This window comes from Sediminibacterium sp. (assembly GCF_030695065.1).
Classification (GTDB): domain Bacteria; phylum Bacteroidota; class Bacteroidia; order Chitinophagales; family Chitinophagaceae; genus Sediminibacterium.
Genome location: NZ_JAUYTR010000011.1, coordinates 208,298 through 227,004 on the forward strand (window position 1 = coordinate 208,298; position 18,707 = coordinate 227,004).

Here is an 18,707-nt window from a genome sequence, read left to right on the forward strand (position 1 = left end):
TTGTTTTAGGGTTTTAGAATGATACCTTAACGTTAAATCCAATTGTTCTTGCACCTGGCATTTGACCATCTTCCCCTTGTACTCCACTGATTTCAGATGGATCAAAGTTCTTAGAGTCTCTGAAGATGAAGAATAAGTTACGACCAGTTAAAGCAATTGAAGCACCTTGAATAGATTTACCAAACTTCCCTAGTTTTTGAGTTGGGATAGAATAACCTATGCTTAACTCACGCAATTTGGCATAAGACAATTTGTGAACGAATGGTTCAGCAATTTGCTGGTAGTAAAACTGGTGGAAATAATCATAAGCATCTACATAAATATCAACAGGGGTTCTTCCGTCTCTAGCATCAACGCCAGTTACACGAACACCACCGCCTGCAGATACTGGATCACGCTTCGGATTGCCCTTTTCGTTTAATCCAGCAGTTTGATCTAACAATCCAGAGAAAGTTCCCCACTGCTCAGATAGAGAGAAGAAACGTCCACCAAACTGATAGTCAAATGTTAAACCAACATTGAAGTTTTTATAGCTAAAGAAGTTTTGTAAACCTCCGGTTAACTTAGGTACAACTGAACCCCAATCTTTAGATGCATCTCTTTGATACCAACCTAAACCACCGCTAAATCCATTGGTAGTAATCAATGGTTGGCCATCAGCATTACGTGCAATACCACCACCTCTTAACATACCCCACTGCTCACCCACGAAGTGGAAAGCACGTGCAAAACGAGTTCCGAAAGAACCGCCTGCTAAAGTATAGCTGGTTAAACCTGGAGCCAATGCTCTTACTTTATTGTCTAATAAGTAAGCAACAGTGGTATTCACAGTCCAGTTAAAGTCTTTCTTCTTCATTAGGTCTACACCCAATTCTAATTCAAGACCTGAACGGCTAACCCATGCAGCATTGATGGTTTGAGAAGTAAATCCAGAAACACCAGATACTGTTACGCCCAAAGGCTCGTCTCTGTTGTTCTCGTTATAATAAGTAAGATTCATGCGAACCTTGTTCTTAGCAAAACGCAAGTCTAACCCTGCTTCCCATGTGGTAGTTAATGCACCACGTAAGTTAGCATCAGGTGATCCATCAGGAGTTCCCATCAAGAAGTTAGTACCCCATAATAATGGGTTAACTGAATAGTTCAAGTTTAATGCATAAGGGTTCAAAGTCTTAGGCTTCTTACCCCATGATGCAAACGCTTTACCAAAGTTTAACCAAGGCAATGCAGTCTTAGTAAACTCAGAAAATACAAATGCACCACCTATTGAAGGAGACAACAATGAATTATTTGAAGAAGGTAAAGTAGAGAACCAGTCGTTACGTACAGCCCATGTTAAGCTTAGGTACTTTCTGAATTCTACATCTCCAAATGCAAACAATGAATTTGCTTGTTGATCAGATCTTGCATTAGAAATAGAAGGAACCGCTTTTGAGTTGGCAATGGCATATAAACCTGGAACGTTTAATCCTTGGTTGGTATTCATAGACACCGCTCTGTTGCGAATATTCAATCTATTAGCTCCCACATTTGCAGCTACTACGAAGTCTCCGAAAGTATTGTTGTAACTTAAGATACCTTCAAAGTTCCACTCATTGTTAACTGTATTGCTGGTTGCATATGATGCCAATACTCCTGTTTGTCCACCAGAAGATTGAAGAATATTAGGATCAATATTCTCTACGTTTCCGTTGAACTGATCTTTACGGATGCTACCCTTGAACTTTAAGTTTTTAGAAAACTTAACAGTCAAGTTTACGTCTCCGTATAAACGATCACGACGTTGGTTACGTTGAATGTTTTCAAAATAAGAATAAGGATTGTACCAGTAGTTACCTGCCCAAACACTGTTCTGTGGTGCAGCTGCACTCCAAGAACCTGGGTTTCTGCGGAAGTTCCAAGAAGGAATGGTTCCTATTGGCGTTCTAATACCAGATAATTCTTTTAAGATATTAATATCTAGATCTCTGTGGAACCACTGGCTAAAGTTACCAGATGAGTTGTTGGCATATCCATCAGAGAAATCACCACTGATTAACTGATTGGTATAAGTTAAGTTGGCTCCAATAGTGAAAATGCTACCCAAATCCATTGAGAAATTTGCATTCAAATTATGTCTTAAAGACTTGGTGTTAGGTAACATACCCTTGATGTTCTGGTTGGTATAAGAAACCCTTAAGCTTTGACCAGCGCCATTGCTTTGAGAGAAACTTACGTTGGTATTAGCAGTAACACCGGTATTCCAGAAATCTCTTGCATTGTTAGGTTGAGGAGTAAAGCTGGCAGTTTTTCCTGATCTTGAATGACCTGGAATAAATGCATACCAAGGAATATACTCAGAACCATCAATTTTTGGACCCCATGATGCATCATCGGTAAAATCGCGGTAACGCTTACCGTTTAATGCTTGCCATTCTGCTGGCATAGTAGGGTTATAAGTAAAAGTTAACCAACCACCATCACCACCACCATATTCATTTTGGTAGTTAGGCATGAAAGCAGCTTTGTCAAAAGTTGTAGACTGGTTTACTTCTACACCAATGCCTTTTCCTGCTCTACCTTTTTTGGTAGTAATAACAATGGCACCGTTACCAGCGCGGCTACCAAATAAAGCGGTAGCGTTCGCACCTTTTAATACCGTAATATCTTCAACATCGTCTGGGTTAATATCAAAAGAGTTGGTGATAGTTCCATCAACAATATAGATAGCACCCTGGTCTCCCAAAGATCCACCACCTCTAATACGAAGGAAACCCTGATCGTTCAATTTAGCAGAAGATTGACCTCTGAATTGAACCCCAGCTACTTTACCCGCTAAAGCGTTGTTTAAGTTTGGCTGACGAATTACATTCAATTTTTCGTCGTTAATTACTTGAGAACTGAAAGGAGTTGTTCTCTGTGATTTTTTAACGCCAAATGCGCTTGTTACAAAAACCTCTTCTAGCTCTCCAGCTAAAGTGGCTATTTTAACGTTTTGGTATCCAGTTGTTGCTGCAAACTCAAAAGGCGCATGGCCTACTGCAGTTACCACAACTAGAGATCCTTGCTTCACTTTAAAGCTGAATTTACCCAGCTCATCGGCACGTGTGATGTTTTTTGTGCCTTTTTCCTGCACGGTTGCGTTAGGCACTGGACCGCGATCATCGGTCACCTGCCCCTGCACGAGGACTGTTTGAGCGAAGGTTGTTATGGTACACAACAACGCAAACGCCAACAGTGTCAGACTTTTTCTCATGTGTTAAGTTTTAGTTTTACAAAAATTGTTAAAGATTTTAACAATAGTGCTAATGTAGGATTTTTTCTATTACTACCGTCTATAAAAATTATCTTTTAATTAATATCTAATATTTTGCCTCCACAAAGCTAATTTTTGACCATTCAGCCTTATTTGTGGTAATTTTACCGAATGTTAGTATTAGATGGCAAGCTGGCTGCGGCAGCTGTAAAAGAAGTATTAAAGGCAGAAACTGCGGAATTAGTTAAAAAAGGGAAGCCTACCCCGCATTTAGCCGCTATTTTGGTGGGAAATAATGGAGCCAGTGAAACCTATGTGGCCAGTAAAGTGAAAAATTGCGAAGAGACTGGTTTTCAGTCTACTTTAATAAGACTCGATGCACAAACGGACGAAGCTACCCTTTTAGGAACCATCCAATCCCTCAATAACAACCCTGATATAGACGGCATTTTGGTACAATTGCCTTTGCCCAAGCATATAAGTGAAGAAAAAGTGATTGAAGCCATTGATCCTAGAAAAGATGTAGATGGATTTCATCCCAGCAATATTGGCCGATTGGTTCAAGGTTTACCTACTTTTATTCCAGCTACCCCTTATGGCATTTTATTGCTTTTGGCACACTATAATATAAATACTAAAGGAAAACATGCGGTGGTGATTGGCAGAAGTAATATTGTAGGCCGCCCTATGAGTATACTTTTAAGTAGTAATATTCCACAAGGAAACGCTACTGTTACCCTTTGCCACTCTCATACACCTAATTTGAAAGAACTTTGTTTACAGGCTGATATAGTGGTAGCGGCTTTGGGTAAGCCAGAATTTGTTACTGCTGATATGGTTAAAGAAGGGGCTGTAATTATAGACGTGGGTATTACCCGTGTAGATGATGCCACTGCAAAAAAAGGTTTTAGAATAAAGGGAGATGTGCTGTACCATGATGTAGCACCCAAAGCGAGTGCCATCACACCTGTTCCTGGAGGAGTTGGGTTGATGACTATTGCTGGGTTACTCAAAAACACTTTACAAGCTTACCAAAACAATAGAGGATAATGAGTATAGCCTTAGATACTACTTTACAATTACCCGTAATGGAAGCTTTTTATACGCTTCAGGGTGAAGGTGCACACCAAGGTAGGGCTGCTTATTTTATTCGGTTGGGGGGTTGCGATGTTGGCTGTGTTTGGTGCGATGTAAAAGACAGTTGGGATGCATCTAAACATCCAATGGTATCCATTGAAGAAATAGTTGCAAAAGCAAGTTCGCACCCTGGAACATTGGCTGTTGTTACTGGTGGCGAACCTTTGATGCACCAACTAGATGCATTAACCAATGAGTTACATGCTGCTGGTTTTGAAACCAATATTGAAACATCGGGATCTTCGCCCTTAAGTGGCCATTGGGATTGGATATGTTTATCGCCTAAAAAATTTAAAGCTCCATTGGATGAAGTGATTGTTAAAGCACATGAATTAAAAGTGGTGGTTTTTAATAAACACGATTTTGCATGGGCCGAAAAATATGCTGCTTTAGTGAATCCTTCTTGCAAATTATACCTTCAACCAGAATGGGATAAAGCAGCTGAAATGACTCCACTTATTTTAGACTATATTCAAGCAAACCCGCAATGGAGGCTGAGTTTACAGGTACACAAGTATTTAAATATTCCTTAGTAATTATTGATGCTTTGTCATTCTATTGTAAAAAAGATTTTGTTGAAAGCGGTTCTACAGTTTGATGACAATTAACCCTTTATGATCAAGCAACTTTGCACTCACAATAAGTGGGTATGATGAAGTGGATGTTTCTTTCGGCTATTTCAAGTTGTTTTTTTACTACCGTTTTTGCTCAACAACAAGATACATTATCGGGCAATGGTGCCATCACTGTTTTTACTGCTACCAAAACAGAAAGAGCGCTGAGTAATATTGCCGTACCGGTTCAAATTATTTCTCAAAAAACCATTCAACAAGCGGGGTCTTTGCGTTTATCTGATATTCTTTCAGAGCAAACGGGTTTATTCATGACCAATGGCTTTGGCACAGGGGTTAGCATGCAAGGGCTTAATCCAGATTATACCCTTATATTAATTGATGGTGAGCCCCTAATTGGAAGAACCAGCGGAGTACTAGACTTAAAGCGTATTACCGTAGGAAATATTAAGCAGATTGAAATTGTAAGAGGCCCATCATCTAGCTTATACGGCAGTGAAGCAATGGCTGGTGTAATTAATATCATTACCGACAAGTCTAGAAAAAATACTTTAGGTGTTAGTGCTAGATATGGCACTTATAATACAGCCGATTTTAGTTTGAGAGGTTCTATAAGAACCAACAAAATCAACTACCAAGGGTTTGGTAATTTCTACAGAACAGATGGATTCAGTATTAGACCCAATAGTAGAGAAAGAAGTGTAGCTCCCATTGAAAGATTTACCCAACAACATAATTTGGGTTATCGCTTTAACGATCGCACCAACTTAAGTTTCAATATTAGACACAACAGTGAAACCATTAAGAATAATATCACGGTAATAAACAATGGCAATTCAATTAATTCTATTGGCGTAGAAAAAAATAAGGACCTCAATGCTACTTTACAATTATCGCATAAAATAAATGATCAAGTAAAAAATACCACTCGTTTATATGGCACGCAATTTCAGTCTTCTCAGGAACTGATTTCAGATAATGGTGTTCCCTATTTAGATGTTTTTAAACAACAGTTTGCCAGAATTGAGAATCAAACGGATGTTCATGTAAACAAACAATTAGAATTCAATTTAGGAGGTGGATATATTCACGAAACAGCCAACAGTACTAGATACGATAATAGTACCAGCATTAAAACCAATAGAATCGGATATATTTATCTTCAGTCGGAATGGAGGGCATTGAACAAACTAACATTTATTGGCGGTGCCCGTTATGACCACAACGAATTATTTGCAGCCGCATTTAGTCCTAAGCTGGCTTTACAATACAAAGTCAATTCAACTCTTTCATTGAAAGCCAGTGTTGGTAGAGGTTTCAAAGCCCCCGATTTTAGACAGCTCTATTTAAATTTCACCAATACTGCTGCGGGTAGTTACAGTGTATTTGGTTCTGTAGAAGCACAAAAAATAATTAATGAGCTCAACAGAATAGGTCAAATCAGTAGCTTAGAACCATCCTTTTATCAACTCAGTAATTTGCAACCCGAATTTTCTACCGGATTTAATTTGGGCGGCAGTTATCAAAATGAACAATGGCATATTACCGCCAATATCTTTAGAAACAATATTGAAAACTTAATCGACAGCAGATTAGTAGCATACAAAACAGGAGGTGCACAAATTTTTAGTTACCTCAATGTAAAAAATGCATTTACCCAAGGTGTTGAAACCGATATCAAATACCGTTACAACAAACAATGGTCATTGTCTGCAGGCTATCAATTTCTACTTACTGGAGATCAAGCTGAAATTAATGCCATTAACGATGGTAAAGTTTTTACCAGAGATCAAAATGGGTTCAGTAGAAAGATGGACAGAAGTGAATACGTTGGCTTGCCTAATAGAAGCAAGCATATGGCCAATTTAAAATTACAATACGACTACCAAAACTTTTTTGCCAATACCCGTGCCTTGTATAGAAGTCGTTGGGCTACCACTGATACAGATGGCAATGGCATTTTCAATACGAATGATGCTTTTGCTAAAGGATATATTCAATTGAATATGGCAGCAGGCCAAAGTTTTAACAATGGCCTATCGGTTCAAGCGGGCATAGACAATGTATTGAACTATACCGATGTATTGAATTTACCCAATTTACCTGGCAGAACATTTTACCTAAGCATATCCTATAATTTTTTAAATAAAAACCCTAAATAATGAGCAAGATGAAACAGATGATTTTAGTGTTAGGCATTGTAGTTAGTTTGGTTGCCTGTTCAAAAGACGACAACAGTGGAACAAGTACAGTAGTTGAAACCATTACAGTAAACAACCTACCTGCGGATACCATTATTGGTATTACTCCAGGTGCACCTCCAACCGGTGGATTTCCTTATGGTGCTGGTCGTTATACTTTTTACAGTTTAGAAACCAATAAAATTGTTCCTGCTTCTGATAGCGCAAGCAACAAATGGGACCTTGCATTTAAAGGAACTACCATTGCTACCAATAGCGGAAACAGTGGACCTGGCGGAGCTGGTGCATTTGTATTTGTAGGTTTATTTAATGACCTCAAAACCATTCCAACAGACTCTAGCTTTAGAGTAGACAATGCCCCTTCAGCATTTGCAATTACTACAGGAAGCAATAGAGGTTGGTATGTATACGATGGAATTAACCAATTGGTAACACCTATTCCAGGACGTGTATTAGTAGTAAGAACAGCATCTGGTAAATATGCCAAAGTAGAAATTTTAAACTACTATAAAGGTGGCACAACCCCAGCAACTACTGCTTCAGATGCAATTAAATTAACTACTCAACGTTACTATACTTTCCGTTTTAGTTTTCAACCAAATGGAACCAAAACATTCTAAAACCAAACCATTTTAAAATCCTTTATCTAGCCCGGCCCTGTGCCGGGTTTTTTGTAGGATATTTTTAACAACAATGGGTTGGTATTTTTACGAACTTGTTGCCAATGAAAAAGGCCTTGTTATTTTTATTTGCATTAATTGGTTTGTCCAACTTATATGCGCAACAATATGATCCAGAAAAAATAAATAAAAAGGCATTGGTGCTTTACGATAGAGCCATAGATTTACTAAAAGAAGATGATTTTAAAAATGCAGTTCCAATTCTCTTAGATTGTATTAACACTGATACCAATTTTGTAGACGCTTATCTTTCTTTAGCCGGTGTATTGGGCCAATTAAAACAATACAAACGTTCGGTTCAAATGTATGAACGCGGCAAAGCAAAAGACCCTATTTATTTTAAACCTTACTATCTACCGTATTCAATTAATCTTGCGGGTAATGGAAACTTTGAAGCTGCACTATCTGCGGTAAATCAGTTTTTAGAAAATCCTAAACTAAACACCAATAGTATAAGGAGTGCTTCGTACCGAAAAAAGACTTATCAATTTGCTTTAGACTATGCAGAAAAAAATAAAGAGTTGTCTACTTATTATTTTGCGCCAGAAAATTTAGGCGATAGTGTAAATTCTGCTTTTTCTGAATACTACCCTTCTGTTACCGTAACCGATAGTTTATTGGTATTTACCAGAAGAGGGAAATATATGCGCGAAGATTTTTATTCAAGCACTTTTATTGCTAAACAGTTTTCCAAAGCAGTTCCCATTGGTGGAGACATTAATGAAGAACCACAAAAAGGCGCTATCACTGTTTCGCAAGATGGAGAATGGATGTTGTTTGCGGGCAGATTTGCAGAAAGGGGTTATGACAACTTTGATTTATATATTGCGTATTCCACTCCACAGGGATGGAGTGACCCAGAGAATTTAGGACCAGCCATTAATACCGAATTTTGGGAAAGTGCCCCTACTTTAAGTCCTGATAAAAGAACCCTTTATTTTAGCAGTAGTAGGCCGGGTGGTTATGGTGGAAGAGACTTGTATTTTAGTGAACGTTTACCCAATGGAAAATGGACAACTGCTAAAAATATGGGGGCACAAATTAATACGCCAGGAGACGACCAAGCACCATTTATACACGCAGATAATCAAACCTTGTATTTTACTTCTGATGGTCATCCTGGCTATGGTGGTTCCGATTTATTTATCTTAAGAAAAAACAATAATGGGGAATGGGGTATCCCTGAAAATTTAGGTTACCCCATCAATACCATTGAGAACGAGGGGAGCTTAGCTGTTTCTGCAGATGGGCTTACTGCTTATTATGCCAGTGACCGCGCAGAAGGAAAGGGTGAATTAGACTTATATCGCTTTGCCTTACGCAATAATATCAGGCCTATTAGAACCTTGTATTTAAAAGGAGTAGTTACCGATAAAAGCAATGGCAAAAAATTACCCTCTTCAGTTGAACTCATTAATAACCAAGATCAATCGGTGTTGATGAAAATTCAAACAGATGAAACAGGTATGTATTTTATTACTTTACCTGTTGGCACTGACTATACTTTTTCAGTCAACAGAAAGGGTTATTTACCCTACACAGAATTATACTCATTGGCCAACAAAGAAGCAGACAGTGTATACGTTAAAAATATTGCCTTACAGCCTATCACCATGAACGCTTCATTTACTTTCAAGAATATTGAGTTTACTTCCAACTCATCGGTATTGCCTCAATCGGCATCCATAGAATTAAATAGATTGGTTGCCTTGTTAAAAGATAACAATACCATCCAAGTTCAAATAAGCGGTCATACCGACAATACCGGTAAAGAAGAGGAGAATAAAAAATTGTCTGCCAATAGAGCATTGGCCATTGTAAATTATTTAATAGAACAAGGAGTTGAAAACACCAGATTAAGTTACCAAGGCTTTGGTAGCAACAAACCCATTGCATCAAATGACAACCCAGAAGGCAGGGCCAAAAATAGAAGAACTTCCGTGGAAATAACGGGGCTCTAAGTATTTATACGGCAGTAATCGCCCCAGCAAAAAACTAGCTTTACCTAAAGCTTTTTATGCATAGTGATTGCTGGTACAATATTGCCTTTACATTCATTCCTTCTATTGGTCCCATTACTAGAAGAGCATTGTTGGCCGAATTTGAATTGTCAAAAAATATTTTTAGCGCTTCTAAAAAAGAATTGCTTGCAGTAAAAGGAATTGGCGAAAAAATGGTCAATGAAATTCTTCAATGGAATAATCCGTCGTTGGTAGATGCCGAATATGCATTTATTCAAAAGCACCAAATAACTCCATTGTTTATTACCGATGAAAACTACCCGAAAAAATTATTGGAATGCCCCGATGCACCTACCCTCTTATACTATAAAGGAACTGCCAATTTAAACGCACTAAAAATTCTCAGTATTGTGGGTACCAGAATGCCTACCCCTTATGGTCATTATGTAATTGAAAATTGCTTACAAGCATTGCCAAAAGATGTATTAATTGTGAGTGGCCTTGCGTTGGGTATTGATACTATTGCACACCATACTGCACTGCTAAATGGTTTCAATACCATAGGGGTATTGGCGCATGGGTTAGACGAAATATATCCACCGCCCAATAAACCATTGGCCAAAAAAATGTTGAAACAAGGCGGGCTACTTACCGAATTTAATTGCAAAACCATTGCAGAAAAATACAATTTTCCTAAACGCAACAGAGTGGTTGCTGGCTTAGCAGACGCAACCCTTATTGTTGAAACTGCATTAAAAGGGGGCAGCATGATTACTGCAGATTTTGCTTCACAGTACCATCGTGAAGTAATTGCAGTGCCAGGCAAAATAACCGATCAAAGAAGCAGGGGATGTTTAAAATTAATTCAAGAAAATAATGCCGCTATTTATACCAACCCCAATGAACTCATGCAGCAATTAAATTGGGTAGCATTGGCTCCTGAATTATCTCCAGAAGAAAAAGCATTCATTACTTTAATGAAACAACAAGAAATTTTTTCGATGGATGAATTGTTGCAATTGACTGGGCTCGGCATTGGCAGTTTATCTAGTTTACTTTTACAGTTAGAATTACAACAAGTTATTCAAGTACTTCCAGGTAGATCCTTTACGCTAATGCCCGCTTTCTATTCCACCTAATCAATAAAGCGAAAGCAATAAAAGCCAAAATGCCCGGTGTTAAAAAAGCATATACAAATTGCGTGGCTTGGTTATGATAAATCCAACCTGAAAAAAGGGCGCCCGTTCCAATACCTACTTCTAATGCAATGTACATAGAAGCAATGGCTTTGCCTCGGTTAATAGGTTCACATAAATCTACCGTCCAAGCCGTAATAACTGGGCTATTAATGCCCCAACTTAATCCATATAAAACAGCACCAACCAACATCATGCTTACTGAATGTGACAACGCCAAAATAATCATTGCTACTACCAATACTGCAGTAGATCCTATTAATACCCGTACCCTTCCATATTTGTCTGATATTTTACCTGCAACAAAACGAATAAACAAAGATGCTACGGTAAAGAAGGCAAAAAATATGCCTTTGTTGTGCAATCCTAAATGCTCACTAAAATCGGGCGCTACAGTTAAAATGGTTCCGATAGAAAAACACAGTAATAAGGTAATTAAAGCGGGTCGTATGGCCGATGCATCAAATATTTCTGTTCTATTAATTTTTAAATGCGCTGCTTTAAAACGCGTGGCATTGGGTAGGGTTTCTTTTACATTGTATAAGATAATAACCGAACCCAATGCTAAAAAAGCCGATACATAAAACATGCTATCGTAGCCGAAATAATTAACCAAATAGCTACCCAACATAGGACCTGCTGACGCACCAATGGTATATCCAATGGCCAATGCGCCCATGGCTTCTCCCCTTCTAGATTCATGAACTACGTCTGCTCCATATGCAGCTGTTGCAGTGGGTTTAAACCCAGTTGAAAATCCATGTACAAATCGCAACAACAAAAAACCAGCAACAGATGTTAGCACCGGATACAATAAACTACATACTACACATACCAAAGAGCCAAATACCATTACAGGAACCCTACCAATGGTATCGGTTAATTTTCCACTAAATGGCCTAGAAATGCCCGCCATTAAAGTAAATAAAGCAATGATTAATCCCTTGTACTCCGCTCCCCCAATCTTGGTTAAATAACCAGGTAATTCGGGAATCATCATATTAAAACTGGCCGAAAAAAGGAAATTGCTTACGCAGAGTAACCCAAATTGAAAAGTAAAAAAACGGTGATTGGGATTCATTATTTGGGGTTCCATGCTAACTGCTTACAATAATAGCTGACGAAGTTAACAGAAATATTTTTGGAAGGAATTTAGCCCTTCTACTATCTTTGCACATGGCAACAAATCTCAAAAGCGCTACCAACGGTAGTAACTCCCCTAGATTATTTGGCGAAGGCCTAACATTTGACGATGTACTTTTAATGCCCGCATACAGCGATATTTTACCCAGAGACGTAAATATCAGCACGCATTTAACCAAGGATATCATCATCAATGTTCCCATCCTTTCTGCTGCAATGGACACTGTTACTGAAGCCAACTTGGCTATTGCATTGGCAAGAGAAGGTGGCTTAGGCATTTTGCACAAGAATATGAGCATTGAGAGACAAGCCGAGCAAGTAAGAAAAGTAAAGCGCAGCGAAAGTGGAATGATCATAGACCCCATTACATTATTAATTGATGCCACTATTGGAGATGCTTTGAAGTTGATGCGAGAAAATAAAATCGGGGGCATACCGGTGGTAGACAATGGTGGAAAACTGGTAGGCATATTAACCAATAGAGATTTACGTTTTGAAACCGATTACAAGAAAAAAGTAAAAGAGGTAATGACCAAGGAAAACTTGGTAACTGCTCCTGAAGGTACCGATATGAAAAAAGCGGAGAATATTCTTCGTCGATATAAAATTGAAAAATTACCTGTTGTTAACAAGCAAGGAAAATTGATTGGTTTAATTACGTACCGTGATATTTTACAAATTCGCAATTTCCCACATGCAGTAAAAGATAGTATTGGCCGATTGCGCGTTGGTGCTGCTTTAGGCATTACCAAAGACTTAATGGATCGTGCAGCTGCGTTACAACAAGTGGGTGTAGATATTGTAACATTAGACTCTGCACATGGACACAGCAAGGGGGTAATTGAAGCATTAAAAGCCCTTAGAAAAAATTTTAAAAAACTACCCATCATTGCGGGCAATGTAGGTACAGGTGCTGGTGCAAAAGCATTGGCCGAAGCTGGTGCCGATTGTGTTAAAGTAGGAATTGGTCCTGGTTCTATTTGCACTACTAGAATTGTTGCTGGTGCTGGTGTTCCGCAATTAACTGCCATTATGGAAGCTACTAAAGCGTTGAAAGCCAAAGGCATTCCAGTGATTGCCGATGGTGGTATTCGCTATACCGGTGATATGGTTAAAGCTTTAGCTGCAGGTGCCAATATGGTGATGATGGGAAGTGTATTTGCTGGTGTAGAAGAAAGCCCTGGCGATACCATTATTTACGAAGGCAGAAAGTTCAAAGAATACAGAGGCATGGGTAGCTTAGGTGCCATGAGTCAAGGAAGTGGCGATCGTTATTTTCAAGACGTAGAAGCAGATATTAAAAAATATGTTCCTGAAGGAATTGAAGGTCGTGTTGCTTACAAAGGAAATTTGAGTGAAATTATTTATCAATATGTGGGTGGATTAAGATCGGGTATGGGATACTGTGGTGCAAAAGATATTCCTACTTTACAAAAAGCCAGTTTTGTAAAAATCACCAACGCGGGTATGAAAGAAAGCCATGCACACGATGTAGATATTACCAAGGAAGCGCCTAATTACAGCAGAAAATAATTCATCGCCATGGCACTGAACAAGTGGACTTATTTACATCCGCTTACCTTAAGCCTTTTATCTGGATTATTGTTAACCAGTGCTTGGCCCAATACGGCATTAACCATTGGTTTGTTATTTGCTTGGGTGCCCTTATTATTATTGGCCCATCAAAAAGATAAATCCTTTCCATTATTAAGGTATGTGGCGTTGAGTTTATTGATTTGGAATACTGGTACTACTTGGTGGCTTTGGAATTCAACTGGGTTTGGTGCAGTAGCCGCAATTCTAATAAACACTACTTTAATGTGCATTCCTTGGTGGGGCTTTATCAAAATGCGTCAGCATTTTTCTGAATCTTTCAGTCAATGGGCATTGGTTGTTTTTTGGTTAACTTTTGAATGGGTCCATTTAAACTGGAGCATCAGCTGGCCCTGGCTTACCTTAGGAAATGGTTTAAGCGCATTCACCCAATACATTCAATGGTACGAATACACTGGTGTTGGGGGTGGATCGTTGCTGATATGGACTATTAACCTCCTCGTTTTTCGCAGCATGGTTTCATTAAAAGAAGCCGATAAAAAATCAGTCCTTTATTTTAGTAGCATAGCAGTATTGCTCATTGCTGTATTGGCAATCATTAGTCTACAATTATTGCCCACCAAAAGCATTGTAACCGAAAAAACAAATGTGGTGGTGGTTCAACCCAATATTGATCCCTATCAAAAATTTGAAAGTTTAACTACCGCCGATCAAGTAAACCGATTGGTGCAACTCTCTGCAAATGCCATAGACAGCAATACAACCATGCTTATTTGGCCCGAAACCGCCATGAGTGCTGCAGATTGGCAAGACAATATAAAGGGGAATCAATATTATCAACCCATTTTTCAGTTTTTAGCTGCGCATCCTTCTATTCAATTGATTTCAGGAATTGAAACCTTTAAACAATATGGAACAACAGCTGCAACTAAAACGGCCAGAAAAACAAATGATGGAATTTATTACGATGCTTTTAATGCAGCCGTTAGTTTAAGGGCCAACAAAGAGCCAGTGTACTATAACAAAAGTAAACTGGTGCCAGGTGTTGAATCACTGCCTTCTTTTTTACGTTTTATGGCGCCCGTTTTTGAACAGTTCGGTGGCTCAACCGGTGGCTATGGCACTTCTGATACTGCCGTTGTTTTTAGAGACCATATTGCGCAACTTTATGCAGCGCCCATCATTTGTTATGAAAGTATTTATGGTGAATATATTACCAACTATGTTAAAAGCGGGGCAACCATGCTGGCCATTATGACCAACGATGGATGGTGGGGTAATACACCTGGGCACCAACAACATTTGTATTATGCAAAACTAAGGGCCATCGAAAACAGAAGATGGATTGCTCGATCTGCTAACACGGGAATCTCTGCATTTATTAATCCTCGCGGTGAAATAGTACAATCTTTAGCATGGGATAAAAGGGGCGCTATCAAAATGGCTATTCCAGCTGAACACAGCAGTACGTTTTATATGCGTTACGGAGACCTGATCTTCAAAATTGCTGCTGCCCTTGCTGCTTTTTTTGTTGTAGTTTACTTGTACAAAAAAAGTACCCTTGCAAGAAAAACAAATTAATCATACCCATTACTTACTGAGTTATACAGTTTATGGAAAGGGAACGCCCGTTGTATTATTGCATGGCTATGGAGAAGATAGTAAAATTTGGGATAACCAAATTGCAGTCTTATCGGCTCATTGCTTACTTATTGTTCCAGACCTGCCTGGCTCGGGTAAATCAACCATTACGCCAAAAGGTTTAGAACAATGGTTGCCCAATATGAGCATGGAATTGTTGGCCCAAAGTATAAATGAATTGTTGATAGCTGAAAATTTAACTACTTGCATGCTGTTGGGGCATAGCATGGGAGGATATATTAGTTTGGCATTTGCAAAACTATTTCCTTCTAAATTACTTGGCCTTGGACTAGTGCATAGTACTGCATATGCAGATAGCGATGAAAAAAAATTAGTACGTCAAAAAAGTATTCAGTTTCTAGAAGAAAACGGTGGCTATACTTTTTTCAAAGCCAGCATGCCCAATTTATTTGGTAAAAAATTTAAAGCAACCCAAGCCACAGTTATTAATCAATTAGTTGAAAAAAGTAAAGCATTTGAAACAAGGGTATTGGTAGCATATACCAACGCCATGATGGAAAGAACCAATAAAACAGCAGTGCTAGAATTGGCCCAATACCCTGTTTTGTTTGTTGCCGGGCCCGAAGATATAGCTGCTCCTTTAACAGATATTCAAGAGCAAGCAACAGTTCCTATTAAATCGTATCTTGAAGTTATAGAAGGTGTTGGCCATATGGGCATGCTTGAAGCGCCCAAAGAAATGAACCAACACTTATCAGGATTCATCCAACTGTTTATTTGAAATGAAAGTTTTCCAAATCTTGTTTTTTTTAATACTGTTTTGTAACAATAGCCAAGCAAATCATATTACCGGAGGTGAGCTGTTTTACAATTATGTAGGTCCTGATTCAAGCAACGCCAATAATAGTATTTATGTTATCACTTTGCGATTGTTCAGGGCATGTATTTCTAATGGTCCTACCCTAGAGGTAGAACGGCCAACCTTGGGTATTTATGAAGGAGATACTTTATTCAGAAGTTTACCCTTACCTAGAACAACGGATGTTTCTACCCTTTCGCTGAATACAGCTGCCTTCCCTTGTCTCGTAGGAAATGGGGCTTGTTATCAGGTTGCCCTTTACTCTGCAACCATTTCTTTACCCAACAGTCCCATGGGCTATACATTATCCCGACTCGGCTGCTGCCGTGTTGATTACATCACCAATTTGGCTGTGCCTTTAGGTGTTGGAAGCAACTATGTAACTAAGATTCCTGGCAGAATTGCTTTGGCAGGAGGCGTCAACAGTAGTCCGCAATTCAATGTAAAAGACACGGCCCTGATTTGCACCCAAAAAAAATTTACACTCGATTTTGGAGCCATCGATCCAGATGGAGACTCCTTAACCTACAGCTTCTGTGATGCATTTATTGCACCTTCTAACTTTCGGGATGTTCCCCCCAATATACTTTCCCAATTCCCATTGCCGTATAAAGCTCCTTTCAGCGGAGCCCTCCCCTTAGGAGATCAAGTAAGCATAGATCCTGTAACAGGTGTTATCAGTGGAATTGCTCCTGCACCGGGAAACTATGTAGTAAATGTTTGCATTACCGAATGGAGAAATGGTAAAGCTTTTAATGAACATAGAAAGGACTTTATCATGGCGGTTCAAGGTTGTGATTTCATTGAAGCTAATTTACCCGATAAAATTATTCAATGCGACAATTTTACGGTGCTGTTCGAAAATGAATCCACTTCTTCTAGCATCACCAATTATGTTTGGAATTTCGGGGACTCAATCAACAATACCTACCCACAATCAGGTTCAGTAAAACATACATATAAAGACACCGGAGTATATAAAGCAAAACTAACTGTTACAGGATCAAATGGTTGCGTTGGCATTGACAGTGTGGAAGTAAGGGTCTTCCCAGGATTTAAATCGGCTATGAATATTAATGGAAGTTGTTTTTTAAACCCATATACTTTTTCAGACTTAAGCAGTTCTGTTTATGGCAGTATTAATTTTTGGAAATGGAATTTTGGAGATGAAGCTGTTTTAAATGATACGTCGAGATTAAAAAATGCCAATTACAAATACGCCATTCCTTCCCTTAAAACAGTGCAATTGATTGTTGGTGATTCTAAGGGTTGTATTGATACAATAACACGTGCATTGTCGGTTTCTGAAAAACCTTTATTACAAGTGCCCTTTAAAGACACATTAATTTGTAGTATTGATAGTTTGCCAATCAACATAAATAGTGCAGGTATTTTTAATTGGGAGCCCAATCTCCATATCAGTAATACCAATACGTCTAATGTAATTGTATATCCAAAAGACACCACCCAATATATTGTGAGCATTAACAACAATGGCTGCATTAGTAAAGATACCATCACTGTAAACGTTTTGCCATTTATAACAGTAACTGCTGGAATAGACAGTACCATTTGCTTATCAGATACGATTCAATTGCGCGTTAAAAGTGATGCGCTTCAATACCAATGGACCAATCATTTAAACGAAACCATTGCTGCTGTTAAAAATCCTTTTGTGAAACCCAATAGCAATACTACCTATTTTGTTACTGCCAACTTAGGCAAGTGTCAAGACAAAGACAGCATTGATATTAAAACAATACCCTATCCTATTGCTAATACAAGCAACGACACGCTTATTTGTTTTGGAAATAGTGTTCAATTGAATGCAACCATTACTGGGTCCAGCTTCCAATGGTTTCCTTCGCTCAATATGTTTAATTCCAATTCTTTGCAACCATTGGTTGCCCCTGCAAAAACAACCCGTTATTTTTTACGCGTTTCCGACACATTGGGTTGCCCTAAAACGGTTGTAGACAGCATCTTGGTTTCGGTTGCCCCCAAGCCTATTATTTTCGCGGGCAATGATACTGTAGTCAGCATCAATCAACCCTTACAACTAAATGCAACAGGTGCAGCAAATTTTCAATGGTTTCCTATTATCGGATTGTCTGACCCAACCATTGCCAATCCTGTTGCACAGTTGGGTAGCAATATCGATTCAATTGTTTACAGAGTAAGGGCTCATAATGGCAACAATTGCTTTGGCGAAGATTTCATTAAAGTGTTGGTTTATAAAGGCGGCCCTGATATTTATATTCCCTCTGGCTTTACTCCCAATGGGGATGGTAAAAATGATTTACTAAGACCCATTCCTATTGGTATAGCTCAGCTAAATTATTTCAAAATCTATAATCGCTGGGGGCAACTCATTTTTAGTACCACCGAAATGGGCAAAGGCTGGAATGGGATTTTTAATGGTGAACAACAAACTACTGGAACCTATATATTTCAAGCAGAAGGAAAAGACTTTACGGGAAAAATTATTTACAAAAAAGGGACCGCTGTTTTAATAAGATAATGATTGCTTTAACGGTTTTTTAGGAGTTCAGGCAACCCACAATCCT

Annotated in this window: 12 protein-coding genes; 10 read left to right on the top strand and 2 right to left on the bottom strand. The window is 38.7% G+C overall.

All coding sequences use genetic code 11. The annotated features are described in order from the left end of the window. Positions 1 to 13 precede the first annotated feature (13 nt). Positions 14 to 3,235 carry a SusC/RagA family TonB-linked outer membrane protein gene (locus Q8S25_RS04840; protein WP_305535399.1) on the bottom strand — a complete coding sequence of 1,074 codons (3,222 nt, stop codon included), beginning with the start codon at positions 3,233 to 3,235 and terminating at the stop codon, positions 14 to 16. Positions 3,236 to 3,406: 171 nt separating this feature from the next. On the opposite strand from Q8S25_RS04840, the gene Q8S25_RS04845 reads away from it, so the two are divergent. From Q8S25_RS04845 to dprA, 6 genes are all read left to right on the top strand, one after another. Next, positions 3,407 to 4,285 carry a bifunctional 5,10-methylenetetrahydrofolate dehydrogenase/5,10-methenyltetrahydrofolate cyclohydrolase gene (locus Q8S25_RS04845; RefSeq protein ID WP_305535401.1) on the top strand — a complete coding sequence of 293 codons (879 nt, stop codon included), beginning with the start codon at positions 3,407 to 3,409 and terminating at the stop codon, positions 4,283 to 4,285. Next, positions 4,285 to 4,905, top strand: coding sequence for a 7-carboxy-7-deazaguanine synthase QueE (locus Q8S25_RS04850; protein ID WP_305535403.1), 621 nt, complete (start codon positions 4,285 to 4,287; stop codon positions 4,903 to 4,905). Before Q8S25_RS04845 ends, Q8S25_RS04850 begins: the two co-directional genes overlap by 1 nt. Before the next feature lie 116 nt (positions 4,906 to 5,021). Beyond that, positions 5,022 to 7,106, top strand: a complete 2,085-nt coding sequence (locus Q8S25_RS04855; protein WP_305535405.1) for a TonB-dependent siderophore receptor — start codon at positions 5,022 to 5,024, stop codon at positions 7,104 to 7,106. Then, positions 7,106 to 7,765 carry an HmuY family protein gene (locus tag Q8S25_RS04860; RefSeq protein WP_305535407.1) on the top strand — a complete coding sequence of 220 codons (660 nt, stop codon included), beginning with the start codon at positions 7,106 to 7,108 and terminating at the stop codon, positions 7,763 to 7,765. Before Q8S25_RS04855 ends, Q8S25_RS04860 begins: the two co-directional genes overlap by 1 nt. 104 nt (positions 7,766 to 7,869) lie before the next feature. Further along, positions 7,870 to 9,786, top strand: a complete 1,917-nt coding sequence (locus Q8S25_RS04865) for an OmpA family protein (RefSeq protein WP_305535409.1) — start codon at positions 7,870 to 7,872, stop codon at positions 9,784 to 9,786. 56 nt (positions 9,787 to 9,842) lie between these two features. Then, positions 9,843 to 10,925, top strand: a complete 1,083-nt coding sequence (gene dprA / locus Q8S25_RS04870) for a DNA-processing protein DprA (RefSeq protein ID WP_305535411.1) — start codon at positions 9,843 to 9,845, stop codon at positions 10,923 to 10,925. Here the strand turns inward: dprA and Q8S25_RS04875 are convergent. Then, on the bottom strand, positions 10,894 to 12,078 hold the full coding sequence (locus Q8S25_RS04875) for an MFS transporter (RefSeq protein ID WP_305535413.1): 1,185 nt from the start codon (positions 12,076 to 12,078) through the stop codon (positions 10,894 to 10,896). The two genes, dprA and Q8S25_RS04875, sit on opposite strands and share 32 nt — an antisense overlap. A gap of 80 nt (positions 12,079 to 12,158) precedes the next feature. Here Q8S25_RS04875 and guaB point away from each other — a divergent pair, with 80 nt between their 5' ends. From guaB to Q8S25_RS04895, 4 genes are read left to right on the top strand one after another with little or no spacing between them, the layout of a single operon-like run. Further along, positions 12,159 to 13,658, top strand: a complete 1,500-nt coding sequence (gene guaB / locus Q8S25_RS04880) for an IMP dehydrogenase (protein WP_305535415.1) — start codon at positions 12,159 to 12,161, stop codon at positions 13,656 to 13,658. Positions 13,659 to 13,667: 9 nt separating this feature from the next. Then, positions 13,668 to 15,260, top strand: coding sequence for an apolipoprotein N-acyltransferase (gene lnt / locus Q8S25_RS04885; RefSeq protein WP_305535417.1), 1,593 nt, complete (start codon positions 13,668 to 13,670; stop codon positions 15,258 to 15,260). Beyond that, positions 15,241 to 16,062, top strand: a complete 822-nt coding sequence (locus tag Q8S25_RS04890) for an alpha/beta fold hydrolase (RefSeq protein WP_305535419.1) — start codon at positions 15,241 to 15,243, stop codon at positions 16,060 to 16,062. Before lnt ends, Q8S25_RS04890 begins: the two co-directional genes overlap by 20 nt. Before the next feature lies 1 nt (position 16,063). Continuing rightward, entirely contained in the window at positions 16,064 to 18,661 is a 2,598-nt protein-coding gene (locus tag Q8S25_RS04895) for a PKD domain-containing protein (RefSeq protein WP_305535421.1), read from the top strand. The last annotated feature ends 46 nt before the right edge of the window (positions 18,662 to 18,707 follow it).